The 14,964-nt window shown below is 56.9% G+C and carries 13 protein-coding genes and 1 pseudogene; 9 read left to right on the forward strand and 5 right to left on the reverse strand.

Going from position 1 to position 14,964, the window contains the following annotated elements; translation table 11 throughout:
- From EX31_RS09185 to EX31_RS09225, 9 genes and pseudogenes are all read left to right on the forward strand, one after another.
- Entirely contained in the window at positions 1–945 is a 945-nt protein-coding gene (locus EX31_RS09185) for an ABC transporter permease (protein WP_013575713.1), read from the forward strand.
- A 1-nt stretch (position 946) separates the two neighbouring features.
- Complete coding sequence (locus EX31_RS09190) at positions 947–1,822, forward strand: ABC transporter permease (protein WP_037034392.1); 876 nt, start codon at positions 947–949, stop codon at positions 1,820–1,822.
- 30 nt (positions 1,823–1,852) lie between these two features.
- Entirely contained in the window at positions 1,853–3,460 is a 1,608-nt protein-coding gene (locus tag EX31_RS09195; protein WP_037034393.1) for a gamma-glutamyltransferase family protein, read from the forward strand.
- 303 nt (positions 3,461–3,763) lie between these two features.
- Positions 3,764–4,679, forward strand: a pseudogene (locus EX31_RS09200) (dihydrodipicolinate synthase family protein).
- A gap of 132 nt (positions 4,680–4,811) precedes the next feature.
- Complete coding sequence (fhuF, locus tag EX31_RS09205; protein ID WP_037034394.1) at positions 4,812–5,576, forward strand: siderophore-iron reductase FhuF; 765 nt, start codon at positions 4,812–4,814, stop codon at positions 5,574–5,576.
- Positions 5,577–5,681: 105 nt separating this feature from the next.
- Positions 5,682–6,020, forward strand: a complete 339-nt coding sequence (locus EX31_RS09210) for a hypothetical protein (RefSeq protein ID WP_013575718.1) — start codon at positions 5,682–5,684, stop codon at positions 6,018–6,020.
- A 192-nt stretch (positions 6,021–6,212) separates the two neighbouring features.
- Complete coding sequence (locus EX31_RS09215) at positions 6,213–7,532, forward strand: MFS transporter (RefSeq protein WP_013575719.1); 1,320 nt, start codon at positions 6,213–6,215, stop codon at positions 7,530–7,532.
- Positions 7,533–7,534: 2 nt separating this feature from the next.
- Positions 7,535–8,389: a MurR/RpiR family transcriptional regulator gene (locus EX31_RS09220; RefSeq protein WP_013575720.1), complete on the forward strand. Its 855-nt coding sequence runs from the start codon at positions 7,535–7,537 to the stop codon at positions 8,387–8,389.
- Between the two features lie 64 nt (positions 8,390–8,453).
- On the forward strand, positions 8,454–9,542 hold the full coding sequence (locus EX31_RS09225; protein WP_037034395.1) for an iron-containing alcohol dehydrogenase family protein: 1,089 nt from the start codon (positions 8,454–8,456) through the stop codon (positions 9,540–9,542).
- 586 nt (positions 9,543–10,128) lie between these two features.
- Here the strand turns inward: EX31_RS09225 and EX31_RS09230 are convergent.
- The 5 genes from EX31_RS09230 to EX31_RS09250 form a co-directional block, all read right to left on the reverse strand.
- Positions 10,129–11,028, reverse strand: coding sequence for a LysR family transcriptional regulator (locus tag EX31_RS09230; RefSeq protein ID WP_013575730.1), 900 nt, complete (start codon positions 11,026–11,028; stop codon positions 10,129–10,131).
- A 7-nt stretch (positions 11,029–11,035) separates the two neighbouring features.
- A complete protein-coding gene (locus EX31_RS09235; protein WP_037034396.1) occupies positions 11,036–11,857 on the reverse strand; it encodes a M55 family metallopeptidase in 822 nt (273 codons plus the stop codon).
- A gap of 90 nt (positions 11,858–11,947) precedes the next feature.
- Positions 11,948–13,012 (reverse strand): P1 family peptidase, encoded by a 1,065-nt coding sequence (locus tag EX31_RS09240; RefSeq protein WP_037034397.1) that lies wholly within the window; start codon positions 13,010–13,012, stop codon positions 11,948–11,950.
- A gap of 30 nt (positions 13,013–13,042) precedes the next feature.
- Positions 13,043–13,954, reverse strand: coding sequence for an ABC transporter permease subunit (locus EX31_RS09245; protein ID WP_037034398.1), 912 nt, complete (start codon positions 13,952–13,954; stop codon positions 13,043–13,045).
- Between the two features lie 9 nt (positions 13,955–13,963).
- A complete protein-coding gene (locus EX31_RS09250) occupies positions 13,964–14,884 on the reverse strand; it encodes an ABC transporter permease subunit (protein ID WP_037034399.1) in 921 nt (306 codons plus the stop codon).
- Between the last annotated feature and the right edge of the window lie 80 nt (positions 14,885–14,964).

Here is a 14,964-nt window from a genome sequence, read left to right on the forward strand (position 1 = left end):
ATGTTAGAACTGGTGGTGAAACGGCTGATTTCAGCCATACCGACGTTGTTTCTGGTCACGCTGATGGTGTTCTCGTTGCAGAAATTACTGCCGGGCGACCCGATCACCGCGATGGCGGGCGAGGAGCGGGATCCGGCAGTGATTGCGCAGTTACGCGAGCAATATCATCTGAATGACCCGATCCCCAGCCAGTATTTCCACTGGGTCGGCAACGCGCTGCGCGGTGATTTCGGCACCTCGCTGCGCACTCAGGAACCGGTGTTACAGCTGATCGCCAGCAAACTGCCGGTGACGCTGGAACTGTCGCTGCTGGCGATGATTGTGGCGCTGATTATCGGCATCACCATGGGCGTGCTGGCGGCGGTGAACAAAGGCACCTGGATAGATAACGGCACCAATTTTCTGGCGCTGTCGGGGATTTCGATCCCCCATTTCTGGCTGGGTGTGCTGCTGATTATGTTGTTCTCAGTGAAACTCCACTGGCTTCCTGCGTCAGGTTACGTGCCGTTCTCAGAAGATCCGCTGCAAAACCTGAAAACCATGCTGCTGCCTGCGGCGGTGCTCGGCACCGGCCTTTCTGCCACGCTGATGCGCCATACCCGTGCGGCGATGATTGCGGTGCTGAAAGCCGATTACATCCGCACCGCCCGCGCCAAAGGGTTGCTGCCGAAAAAGGTGATCATGAAACACGCGCTGCGCAATGCGCTGGTGCCGATCATCACGCTCACCACCTTGCTGTTCGGCGAACTGCTGGGCGGCGCGGTGCTCAGCGAACAGGTGTTCACCATTCCGGGCTTCGGCAAAATGATTGTCGACTCGGTGTTTAACCGCGATTACGCCGTGGTTCAGGGCGTGGTGATGGTGGTCGCCGTCGGTTTTCTGCTGATGAACCTGCTGGCCGACGTGCTGTACGTTCTGGTCAACCCACGCATGCGGAGAGCCTGAGATGAGCGTTTCTGTGATTTCCGTGACAACGTCACTCCCTGCCCGCGAGCCAAACCGCGTACTCAGCAAATTTCTGCGCAATAAAAGCGCAGTGACTGGCGCAGTGCTGGTCATCACCTTCGCCTTGCTGGCGTTGCTCGCCCCGTGGATTTCGCCGTTTGATCCGATCAAAGCCGATTTCATGGCGGTACGCAAAGCGCCTTCCGCCCTGCACTGGCTGGGCACCGATGAACTGGGCCGCGACATTTTATCGCGCCTGTTCTGGGGGGCACGTACCTCGCTGATGGCCGGTTGCGTGTCGGTGATTATCGCGATTGTGATCGGCGTTCCGCTGGGGCTTATCGCCGGTTTCTGGCAGGGCTGGCTGGACAGCGTGATTTCCCGCGTGGTTGAGGCGCTGCTGTCGTGTCCGTTTCTGGTGCTGGCGATTGCGCTGGGTGCTTTTCTCGGCCCAAGTCTGGGTAATGCGATGATCGCCATCGGGCTTTCGTCCATGCCGATTTTCGCCCGCCTGACGCGTGCGCAGGTGATGAGTATCCGCAACGAAGAATATATTGAAGGGGCGCGGGCGATTGGTCTGCCCGACCGCTGGATCCTCTGGCGTTATGTGCTGCCGAATGTGCTGTCGCCCATTCTGGTGCAGGCAACGCTGGCGATTGCTTCGGCGATTATCACCGAAGCCAGCCTGTCGTTTCTCGGCCTCGGCCAGCAACCGCCGGACGCCTCGTGGGGCGCGATGCTTAACACCGCACGCAGCTTCCTTGAGCAGTCGCCGTGGATGTCAATTTTCCCCGGCCTGGCGATTTTCCTCACCGTACAGGGTTTCAATTTGCTGGGTGACGGGCTGCGTGATGCGCTCGACCCGCGTTCTGAATAAACCGTTTGCAGCTTTTTTAAGGAAGAATACATGTCTGAGAATTACGATTTTAATGTGGCTTATCCGACCCTGCGTCCGACCATGATGGGTGCCAATGCGGTCTGTGCCTCGCAGCCGCTGGCGGCTCAGGCAGGCATGAAAATGCTGATGCTGGGCGGAAACGCTGCCGATGCCGCTATCGCCACTGCCATCGCACTCACCGTCCTTGAGCCGAGCGGCAACGGCGCAGGCAGTGACGCATTCGCGATCGTCTGGGACGGTAAAAAAGCCCACGGACTCAACGCTTCAGGCCGTTCACCGGCAGCGTGGACGCCAGAGTATTTCGCGGACAAAGGGTTAGATGCCGTACCGACCTACGGCTGGGATGCGGTTACCGTGCCGGGCGCGGTATCAGGCTGGGTGGCGCTGGCAAAACGCTTCGGCACCCTGCCGCTGACCACGCTGGCGCAACCGGCGATTGATTATGCCCGCAACGGATTTCCGGTATCGCCGCTGATTGGTCGCCTGTGGGAGATCGCGGTAAAAAAACTGCATAACCAGCCGGGCTTCATGGAATGTTTTGCACCGGAAGGTCGTGCGCCGAAAATCGGGGAAATCTTCCGTAATCCTGCGCTGGCAGACTCATTAGAACTGATCGCCAGAACCGAAGGCGAAGCATTTTATCGCGGCGAACTGGCGGAAAAAATAGTGGCGCACAGTCAGGCCCACGGCGGCGCAATGACGCTGGACGACCTGGCGAATCACCAGGCCGACTGGGTGGAAACCCTGCAGCAGTCTTTCGCGGGCGGCTCGGTTCATGAACTGCCGCCGAACGGCCAGGGCATCGCCACGCTGATTGCGCTGGGCATTCTCGACAAGCTGAATATCGGCAGCCAGCCGGTGGACTCGGTGGAAACCACGCATTTGTGTATTGAAGCGATGAAACTGGCACTGGCGGATCTGGACCAGCACGTCACCGACAGCGACCATATGTTCTTCGATCCGCAACTGTTCCTGAACGATGATTATCTGGCAGAGCGGGCAAAACTCATTGACCGCAGCAAAGCCAGCGACGTGACTTACGGCGTACCGCGTCCGGGTGGCACCGTGTATCTGACGACGGCAGATTCCAGCGGCATGATGGTGTCTTTCATTCAGTCGAATTACATGGGCTTCGGTTCCGGCGTCGTGGTGCCTGGCACCGGTCTGAGTATGCAAAACCGTGGCTGCGGATTTACTCTCGACCCGACACACGCCAACTGCGTCGCGCCAAACAAACGCACGCTGCACACCATTATTCCGGCCTTTGCGCAGGACGCCGCAGGTAAACCACTGATGTCGTTCGGCCTGATGGGCGGTCCGATGCAGGCACAGGGACATCTGCAACTGGCGCTGCGCGTGATGCTGTATAAACAAAATCCGCAGGCCGCCATCGATGCGCCGCGCTGGCGGATCGATGGCGGGCGTCAGGTGGCGATTGAATCCACTTTCAACCACAACACGCTGGCAGCGCTGCGGGCAATGGGTCATGAACTGATCGTCGAAGACCCGCTCAGCGGCCATTCGTTTGGCGGCGCGCAGGTGATTGTCACCAATCCGGCAGGCGGTTATCTGGCAGGCACCGAATCGCGCAAAGACGGTCAGGCGCTGGTGATGTAGGTCGGGTTTCACTCTGCACCGCGAGCGGGTTTTGCCCTGCTCCTCCCCCTGCGAAGGGGGAGGCCGGGAGGGGGTTTTAAGGGCTAACACCCTGTTTAAACAAACCTTAACATCAGTTTTTGACCTTAATACCCCACCCCAACCCTCCCCTTCGCAGGGGAGGGAGTTACCCCCGCCTTTGTGACTTCCCTTCCAAATCTTCGCTAAATCCATGTAATTCGATCCCATCGCTATAAAAATTTGAAACAGCGTTCTATAAATGGGGTGTTGAGTAGTTTCCACTTTCATATGGAGAACGAATGTATGACCCGTCCACTGTTTCATGGCGTGATCCCCCCTGTCGCAACGATCCTGAATGAGAATGAGCAGCTTGACCGTCAGGGGATGGCGCGTCTGATTGATTTTACGATTGAAGGCGGCGTGAACGGCCTGTTTTTCCTCGGCAGCGCAGGGGAATTCGCGCATATGTCTCAGGCGCTGCGTCATGAAGTGGCTGAGTTTTGCACCAGGCATGTTGCCGGGCGCGTGCCCGTTTTGATCGGCGCAGCGCATCCGGGTACGGCAGAAACGCTGGCCTTCGCGCGACACGCTAAAAGCGTCGGTGCCGACGGGCGTGGTGGTGGTGAATCCTTATTACAATCCGGTGACCGAAGAAGCGCTGTATCTGCATTACCGCACGATTGCTGAAGGCGCGGGTTTGCCGGTGATCATGTACAACTATCCGGGACTGACGGGTCAGCCGTTGCCCGTCAGCCTGATCAAACGTCTGGCGCTGGAATGCCCGAACATTGTCGGCCTGAAAGATACCGTGGACAGCCTCAATCACATTCGCGAAACGATACAGGCCGTGAAACCTGAGCGCCCTGATTTCGCCGTGTTCTCCGGTTATGACGAATATCTGTTCGGCACGCTGATCCTCGGCGGCGACGGCGCGATCCCCGCCAGCGCCAACTTCGCCCCGCAACTCACCTGCGGAATTTACCGCGCCTTTAAAGAGAAAGATTTCGCCACTGCAGTAGAACTGCAACAACGGTTATCCTTCCTGCCTCCGCTGTACACGCTGGATACGCCGATCTACAACGTCATCAAATACGCCATTTCACAAGTCATCAGTGAAATGCCGGTGTATTCACTCAAACCGGCGCTGCCGCTGAGCAATGACAAACAAAAGGTTGTGCGTGAGATTTTGAAACAAGCGGGCGTCAGTGTCGTCGGCTAACGCTTCCTCTGCGCCTCCCCTTCACTGCGGGAGGCAAAAACCCTCAATCTAAATCGAAATCATTACTATTCCGCTTTAATATTCGTTACTCTATTCGCATGATTTATCGAGCCGAATGACTTTCATAACGTAATGATGCAAACACTCCTCGACAGTTTCCGCGAAACGCCGGTCAGCTGGGTTGCAGATACTTTCAAACCGATGACACCGCTGGTGACCAATGCGGTGCCGATGTCACTGCTGACCACTGCCGAAGGTTGCGCCAGCGTGCTCAAACGCTATCTGGATGCCAATGCCGCCGATGCCGCAAAGTGCGACACACGCCGTGCGCGGATCTCGATGTGGTCACAATGGTATTTCGCCACCCTGCTGCCGAGCTGGGTGATCGTCTCCCTGCGTCACGGCTGGCAACTGCCTATCGCCGCTGAAAATGTCTATCTGTGCATGCAGGAAGAAGGCTTACCTGCGCAAATTTATCTCGACGGCGAAGGCGAAGCGCTGACATCCGCTGAACCGATGGCGCGTTTCGATGTGATGATCGAACAGCAATTGCGTCCGGTTTGCGAAGCGCTGGCAGAATTCTCCGGTTTAAAGCCGGGCATTTACTGGAGCAACGCGGCAATCCGCGTCGGCTGGGGCGTCAAACAGGCAGAGCTGGTCAATGCCGATATCTCGGACGGTATGCGGCTGATGGAATCGCGCGAGCTGCGTTATGGCGGCAAAAATCCGTTATTTCAGCCGCTGCGCGCGGAAGATCCCTCAGACCCCGACAGCCCGCAGTACCGCAAACAGTGTTGCCTGCGCTACGATCTGGAAGACCACGCCATGTGCCCTTCCTGCCCGTTATTGCTAGCAGAACGTAAATCCGGCAAAAGACGCAAAACCGTCGCCGGATAAATCAAACACTTACAAAACCTGAATAAACTTAGCGTAAAAAATGATTGGATCTTAGCCGCGGATAATTATAAGAATTGGGTTATATAGACCAACGAGGTATTTATCATGACTATGAAAACACCGAAGAGCTGGCCCTCCGCTCTTAACTCGCTGGCCTCAGAGGTGATTGATTCTCTGGCGCAACCTGTTAACCGCGTATGGAATACGTTAACTGGCAAGCAAGAACCGCTCAGAGCAAGGATTGTTCATCGTTACGCTATTCCGTCTTCCCGGACGATCAGCGTCACGGAAGGATTCTTCGGGTTTATTCCGGTGGAATCTTACGAAAACGAACGTTTTATTCTGGAAGTCGCTTACGCTGACAAACAGTATCAGGTAGAAGTCCCGCGGGCTTACTACCAGAAAAGCAATATCGGCGACGGTATCGACATCCACACGCTGTAACTGCCCCGCTTTTAAACAGGCTGCTCCTTTCGAGGCGCAGCCTTTTTTATGCCAAAAAACCTGCCTGACCCCACACTTCCCGCTTTAATTTTGTTCAATACATGAAAATTATTGACATAATAATCACCAGAATTTAGAAAATTATTTACATCCTATTCTTATAACAATGTTCTTTTCCTGAAGAGGTTAATGATGACCCGCACCGGACAGATTTCCCCTGCTACCGCCAGCCAGTCACGCCGCGCGCTCGTCGCCGGTTCGGTCGGTAATTTTATCGAATGGTATGAATTCGGCGTTTACGGTTATCTGGCGACGCTGATCGCCGGTAACTTTTTCACGCTGGAAGGCCAGACCGGCCTGACCGGGTTACTTCTGACGTATGCGTCGTTCGCGCTGGCGTTTTTCTGTCGTCCCATTGGTGCGATTATTTTTGGCCGCATCGGCGACCGCATTGGCCGCAAGCCGACACTGATTGCCGTCGTTCTGCTGATGACACTCGCCACAGCGATCATTGGTTTACTGCCGACGTATGCGCAGATTGGTGTAGCCGCGCCGCTGTTACTGACACTGATGCGCATGTTCCAGGGCTTGTTTGCGGGTGGTGAATTCGGTGGCGCGGTTTCCCTGATGACCGAATTCGCACCGAAAGGCAAACGCGGTATTTACGGCGCGTGGCAGTCATTTACCGTGTCGCTGGGTTTGCTGACCGGCGTGGCGCTGGTCGCGTTGCTGGTTCAGACCCTTCCCGAAGCACAAATGAAAGACTGGGGATGGCGTATTCCGTTCCTGCTGGCGCTGCCGATGGGGCTGGTGGCGCTGTATCTGCGCCTGAAACTCGATGAAACGCCTAACTTTGTTGCCAGTAAAAAGGCCGAACCGAAAGCGCAAAAAACAGCCGCTGAAAAAGCCTCTGCTGTCGCCACCGCCAAAGCTATTGCGCTGGGGATTGGCCGCATGATGGGCTGGTCGGCGGGCGGTTATACCTTCCTGGTGGTGATGCCGTCTTACCTGCAAACCTCCCTGCACGCCACGTTTTTACAGGCACTGGTGGCCACCGTGCTGGCGAACGTCGGTTTCGCGCTGGCTATTCTGCCTTCCGGCTGGCTGAGCGATAAAATCGGCCGTAAAAAGGTCATGATGATTGCCGTATTTGCCGTCATCGTGCTGAGTTTTCCGTTGCTGCATTTGCTGCAAAACCCTGAAAGCAGTCTGCTGGTGAAAGGCATTGCAGTGCTGATTGCCGGGGCAACAATTGGCATGATTGCCGGTCCCGGCCCGGCGATGCTGGCGGAAATGTTCCCGACCCGCGTGCGTTATACCGGTCTGGGATTATCCTATTCATTGTCGAACGCCGTGTTCTCCGGCTGTGCGGGACTTATCATCACCGGTCTGATTAAAGAGACCGGCAATCTGGATATTCCGGCGTATTACGTGGTCGCCACCTGCGTGGTCAGCCTGTTTGCGCTGATGACGTTACGAAAAGACGATCATTTACGTGAACTGGAGGAATAAGCATGAATGGCAGTGACCTGCAGTCACGTCTGAACGCATTACAGGGCAGTTTTTCTCCGGCGGAAAAACGCATCATCACCATTATCAGGCTCAATCCGCTGGGTGTGGCGAAAATGGGCGTGACGGAACTGGCAAAATACGCTGAAACCAGCACCGCCACGGTGGTACGCACCAGCAAACGGCTGGGGTTTACCGGCTATCCGGCGCTGCGGCTGGCGTTGGCCGCAGAAACCTCAAGTCCGATGCCCATCGAGATGCCCCTGGCGGCGGATATCGGCGACAATGATTCGCCCAAGCAGATCCTGCAAAAGCTGCTGGAATTCGAGGTCAAAGGCGCGACCGAGACCACGCAGCTCCTCAGCGCAGCAACGCTGGAACAGGCGGTCAGCATCCTTTCACAGGCACGCCGGATTGATATTTACGGCACCGGTGCCTCAGCGCTGGTTGCTCAGGATTTCTGCCAGAAGCTGCGGCGCATCGGCGTTGTCGCCCAGACTTTTGGCAGCACCGACGAAAGTCTGGTAAGCGCCTGTCAGTTAACGAATGCAGATGCCGCGCTGGCGATTTCCCACTCCGGCCAGACGGCAGATGTCATTGAAGCGCTTACACAGGCTAAAGCCGCGGGGGCAACAACGCTGGCGATCACCGCCAATGGCCGTGCCGCCCTCGCCCGCAAGGCCGATATCGTGTTACGAACCAGCAGCCGCGAAATGGGTTTTCGTGCCGCTGCGATGGCCAGCCGGACCAGCCAGTTGCTGATCATCGACTGTCTGTTTATCGGTGTCGCGCAGCGTCTGCCGGGTGCGCGCGACGCCTTGCGCAAAACCCACGACGTCGTGCGTCAGCGCCGCCGCTGATATTTTTACGCTCTGCTGCGCGCCTTCTATACTTCATAAAACACCTGAGTTTATGAGGGCATGCATGTTCACCCATCGTTTGGTATTTCCTGCCAGCGTACTGCGCGGGCGCGGCGCTATTAAGCATCTGGGCGCGATGTGCGGACGCTTAGGCCAGCGGGCAATGTTAGTGGGCGGCAAACGCGCCATTGCCAGCGTCGAGGCGAAAGTCGCGGATCAGCTCGAGCAGCAGATGGTCAGCTATCTTGGCAGTGAAATCTTCAACGGCGTGTGTTGTCAGGAGGAAATCAACCGGCTGGCAGACGTGTTCCGCACGCAAGGGGTGGAAGTGATTATCGCCACCGGTGGCGGAAAAGCGCTGGATACCGCCAAAGCGGCAGGCGTGGCGTGCAATATTCCGGTGGTGACACTGCCGAGCATTGCGGGCACCTGTTCGGCGGTGACCTCGCTGGCGTTCCGTTATCATCAGGACGGTGAATTCCGTGACATGATGCCGTTACCCTGTGGCCCCGCTGCGGTGGTGATCGACGCTGATTTACTGGCCACCGCCCCGCTGCAATGGCTCTCAGCGGGCATCGGCGACACACTGGCAAAATGGTACGAATATCGTGCCATCAGCGATCTGAATCAGCTTACCGGCCTGGCAGGTGTCGCCAGAACCAACAGTGAATTGTGTTACACCCTGATCGAACATTTCGCCGCCGACGCCTGTTTTGCGGTGCATGACGGCAAAGCCAACAACGCCCTCGAACAGGTGCTCGATGCCATTTTCCTCTACGCCGGACTGACCTCAGTCATGAGCAACGGCGCACACACCGGCGCTGCCCATGCGTTATACGAAGGTTTCACCGCCTGCCCGAAAACCCGCCATATCCCTCATGGTTTACTGGTCGGTTACAGCAACCTGTGCCTGCTGGCACTGGAAAACCGCAGCGACGATGAGTTGCTGACCGCCATCGCCCTGGCCCGCGACAGTGCCATACCAACACAGTTAGCGCATATCGCGACAGGGCTGACGGAGCAGGATCTGGCCGTGATTATTGACCGCAGTCTGAGCACGCCAGATATGGCGAACATGCCCATGGATATTACCTTTGAAGATGTCAGGGGTGCGGTAGAAAGAGTGGAGAGGCTTGGGGCAAAAATTAATTAGTTTTTTGCGCATGCTGTGCAAACTGGCCTTCAGGTCAAGGTCGTGGGCGTCGGCCCACACCGACTTGGGGGACGGCTTATCGCCGCCGCCCCCCAAGCCCCCCCCGGGCTCTTTCACTGCGCGCTCCGCTCGCTGACTATGTTCCATAAGCCGCAGCGATAGCCGCAAAATCCCGCCGCTGCGCGGTGCCCTCCCATCGGGTTACAACCCGCGCAAAAACATGCGCGGTTTTCCACCTCTCGTCCGGCGGTATTTTGGAACCGGCCTCAGGCTCTTAATTCACAACCTGACTGATGTTGAAATCTAAAAACTCCTGCCTTTGAATTTAAGATCGTGCGGGCGATTCAGAAATCTTGCTGAACGGAGCGGCCTGGAGACCCAAGGCTCCAGGACCGAGAGAAGGAACCGCAAAGCGGCAAGATTTCCAGCCTGTCGCGGCGGCAACTGAAACATAGTGTCTAGCGACAGCGCGCAGTGAAAAAGCGCGGGAGTCCAGAGGGCGCGCGCTTACGCGTCCTCTGGGCCAGTGTGGGCGGCGAGCCCACGACCTTGAATTTGAATTTGAATTTGAATTTGAAATTAAAAACTAAACGGGATCGAAAGGCACTCCTTTCAACTCCCCCACTTTCCGCTTAATCAGTTGCCTGAGCCTGAGCGCCGCCTGCGACGCCGGTTGATCCCGGCGGCTCAGCAAAATCACCTCAAACGGCAGGGGTTCCACTACCGCCACGATCTTCAGTTGATCAACATACCGCCGGGCGGTAAACGTATCCACCACGCCGACACCGCCGCCTGCCAGCACCATGTCGGCGATCACCGAGTAGGTTTTGATAAACAGCGCAGAATGCGGCATCAGACCGTTTTCGCGCAGGACGCGGTTGAGCACCTGCCCCAGCGGATCCTGCTGCTGCAACATCAGCAGATCGTTTTCACACAGCCACGCCAGCGTTACCGGCCCTTCGACCGGGGAATCTTTGGGCAGGAGCGCGACCATATTGGCCTGATAGATCGACTCAGCAACCAGTTCCTGCGTGGCCTGCTCGCCAAATGCCAGCGCGAAATCCATTTTGTATTGCAGCAAGTCCTGACTCAGCGTGTTGAAATGTCCGGTCACCAGTTCGACGCTGCCGCCGGGCGTCTGACGGCGGAAATCCACCAGCACCGGCGCCATCACGCTGTGTCCGAGGGCGTGTGCCGAACCAATGCGCACATGCTGGCCTTCGCCCTGACGTAACTGTTCCGCCAGCTCACCGATGGCCTGAATATGACTGAATAACGCTTCGACTTCCGGCATTAACCGCCGCCCTTCCGGCGTCACAATCAGCCCCTGCGGTGTACGGTCAAACAGCGTGAAACCCAGTTGCTGCTCAGCGTGATTCAGCACGCGGCTGACATTCGGCTGCGACACGTTCAGCAGGCGCGCCGCGCCGCTGACGCTGCCCGCCTGTAACACGGCCTGAAACACTTCGATGTGGCGTAAGCGCATTGCTGCCCTATTTCTGCGTGGTGGCTAAGTACGAGAAAGCACTTAACAGGCTGATAATATTAGCAACGGTCGGGCTGTGATAACCGACGGTGACGGCATCGAGACGTTCAACGCCGGGGATCAGACAGAATAAATCTGCCAGGACCGGTTTCGAAGTCATCAGTTCAAGATGGTATGGCGCACTGAATCTTCCGGCAGTGAGCGGCGCAGGTTTGCTGACGGCAATGGTCGCCTGTTTACGGATTTTGGCACAGGCAATCGACGGGCTGTCGGATTCGGCGGCATTGGCGGAAATCGCCCGTTTGACGCAGACATATTGCGATTCAGGGTAATAGCGGCGGATCCAGGTTTCGAGGTGATCGTCGCCGGTCACCAGCCATAACGGCACGTTGAGTTCCGCACCGGCAGCGGCGTATAAGTCGCTTTCGCCGACCACGTTGCCGTTGAGTTTAACGCGGTAAAAAGCGCGGCCATTGATGGTGTGCGCCAGTACACCATTTTCGCCTGCGGCAGTGTGATAGCCGACAAACATCAGGCCGTCGTATTGCTGTTGTTGCAGCCCTTCGACCATCGATAAACCACGCGGTTTACCCTGTACCAGCCTGGCTCGCGGATCGATTTTATCGGCGCGCAGGTTTTGCATCATCGCGTGGCTGTCGGCCACCGTCACTTCCATCGCGCCACCGGCAAAAGCGCCGTCGATGGCGGCGTTAACTTCGCCTTCCATCAGTGCACGGGCGGCCTCGTAATCTGAATTCCCCGGGCTGCACTGCTCAGGACGCATGACACCCGCAATACCTTCAATGTCCGCAGAGATAAACACTTTCATCAGTCGTTCCCTTTTTGGTTTGGTTACCAGACGGAGGCTAAACCCACACCCCATCCCAGCCTTCCCCTCGTGAGAGGGGAAGGAGCCAGGCTAGTTCGCCAGATTATCTAATACTTCACTCAACCCCAGCCGGTAATGTCCGTCGAATCCGCAAACGGTTTCAGCACTCAGTAAGGCATCAATAATAGCGTGTTCTGTGGCGTCTGCCGCCAGTGCCAGTAAAGGCTCAAGTTCGGCATCCGGTAATGTGACACCGTCACGTTTCGTCGAAAATGCCAGTGCGATATCCCCTGAGCCATGCCCCCAGTAACTGCCCAGACGCCCTAACCCGGCACCGGCGCGTTTGGCGATACGTCCGAGCTGACGGCTGTCGAGATAGCAATCGCAGGCCATCACAATAATCACCGAACCGGCGTCCACCTGCGGCGCCAGTTGCGGCAGGATTTGGGTGATGGCTTCGCCGGCACGGACGCCGTCAAGCGTCAGGTCAGAGAGTTTGCCAAAGTTCGCCAGCACCAGTACGCCTAATGTCGCGTTTAGCGTTTCGCACCAGCGCGAGGCGGTGCCGATGCCGCCTTTTAAGCCAAAGCTGCTCATGCCACGTCCGGCACCCACGCTGCCACGGGCGAAGGTTTTTGTCGCGCCGTCGAGTGCGGTCAACGCGTCGTCTTCACTCACCGCCATCGCCTGAATATCATTAAGATAGAAATCATTGCACTCGAGGATAACCGGATTGATGGTGGCATCAGGACGGCCAATCTGCGGAAATTGCTGACAACTGCGTTTCACCAGCGCATTAAATAACGTGCCGGTGGCGAAGGTATTGCTGAGCAGTACCGGCGTTTGCAGTTCGCCCAGTTCCATCACCTGAATCAGCCCCATCGGTTTGCCGAAACCGTTTAACACCGCCACGCCACAGGGCAACGGCTTTTCATACAGATTATCGCCGGGCGGCACAATGGCGGTGACACCGGTCTGCACATCTCCGGCGGCCAGCGTGCTGTGTCCGACAGTCACGCCGGTCACATCAGTCAGTGAATTGGTGGCACCGCACGGGAAACGCGGGCGGAAAATCTGGCGCGACCTGCGCCAGCGTTGCAGCAAGGCAGACAGCGCCTGCTGCTGAAATTCATCTTCATGTTGTTGCGGATGCATCAGTTTTCCGTTTCAGCTGTTCGGTGACTATTACTTTTTCAGTTTAGGATCCAGCGTGTCACGCAGCGCGTCACCGAGCAGATTAAATGCCAGAACCGTGAGGAATATCGCCAGCCCCGGGAACACGCTGACGTTCCATTTGCCCGCCATCATCATATTACGGCTCATCGCCAGAATATTGCCCCACTCCGGCACATCCGGTTCCGGCCCCAGACCGATAAAACTCAGGCTGGCTGCGGTCAGGATACTGGTGCCAATACGCATGGTGAAATAGACGATGACGTTTGAGAGCGTGCCCGGCAGGATATGACGCAAAATCACCACCCTGTCCGGCGCGCCGACGCAGCGAACGGCTTCGACATAGGCGCTTTGTTTAATCGATAACGTAGCAGCGCGCACGATGCGGGCAAACACCGGCACGCTGAATACCGCGACCGCGATGATCACGTTGTTCAGCCCCGGACCGAGAATAGCCACGACTGCAATGGCCAGCAACATGCCCGGAAAAGCGAATAAAACGTCGGAGCCGCGCATGATCAGCATATCCAGCCAGCGGCCGTAATATCCGGCCAGCAGCCCGAGTAACACACCGGCAATCATGCCGAGCGTGACCGAAAAAATCCCGACATAAAGGGAGATACGCGCACCATAGATGATGCGGCTGAGGACATCTCTTCCCAAGTCGTCGGTGCCAAACCAGTGTTCTGGCGTCGGACCGACACCGAGCGCCATCCAGTCTGGTGTCATCGGGTCAAAAGGTGCCAGCCACGGCGCGAACACCGCAACAAGCACCAGCAGCAGAATGAATCCGCCTGAGACCAGTGCCATCGGATGACGGATAAAGGTGTGAAAAAAGTCGTACCACGGCGAGCGGATATCATCGTTTTGCGAGGCTACCGCAGCCGCTTGGATATCTCCCGGAGGAGAGACAGGATCGGTCATGAGCAGCTCCTAACGCAGACGGATAGCAGGATTGACCACCGCGTACAGCAGATCAACCAGCAGGTTTATCAGAATAAATTCAAACACGAACAACATGACCAGTGCCTGAATCACCGGCTGATCCTGCGTTTTGATGGATTCGATCAGTAACCAGCCTAGCCCCGGCCAGCTGAACACGCTTTCGACAATGATCGAGCCACCGAGCAGGAAGCCAAATTGCAGGCCAAGCATGGTGATAATCGGGATCAGCGCATTACGCATGATGTGTTTCCACGTCACCAGACGCGCGCGTAATCCTTTGGCGTTGGCGGTGCGCACATAATCTTCCTGCGCCACGTCGAGAAATGCTGAGCGGGTGAAACGCGCCATGACTGCCGCCACCGAGGAACCCAGGGTGATCGCCGGTAAGATAATGTCAGCGGGCTGATTAAATCCGCTGACGGCAAATATCCCGAACGGCATGGCGACAAACTGGATAAGCAACAATCCGAGCCAGAATGGCGGCATGGAAATGCCGCCGACCGCCATGCTCATCAGCGTCCAGTCCTGCCATTTTCCACGTTTGAGCGCAGACACCACGCCAATCACCAGCCCCAGCACCACTGACCAGGCAAAGCCCGCCAGCGCCAGCAGCAATGTCGGCATAAACCCGCTTTCAATCACACTTAACACCGGCTGACGCGTGCGGTAAGTGGTGCCCAGATCGCCGTGAATCATGCCGTCCAGCCAGTGCCAGTACTGCGCAGGCAGCGGATCATTCAGACCAAGCAGTTGCCGTGCTGACTCAACCGCCTCAATCGGCGCATCCTGACCGGCGTAAATACGCGCAGGGTCACCCGGCAGCAGCTTGATAAAGCCGAAAACCAGTAATGACACCACCAGTAAAACGGGGATCATTTCCAGTATCCGGCGGATAAAATAGGTCAGCATAAAAGTGATTCCCTGAATTCAGTAAACTCCCTCCCCTGCGAAGGGGAGGGTTGGGGTGGGGTATTTATGGCAACTCTGAA

The organism is Rahnella sp. WP5, assembly GCF_000745615.1.
Classification (GTDB): domain Bacteria; phylum Pseudomonadota; class Gammaproteobacteria; order Enterobacterales; family Enterobacteriaceae; genus Rahnella; species Rahnella aceris.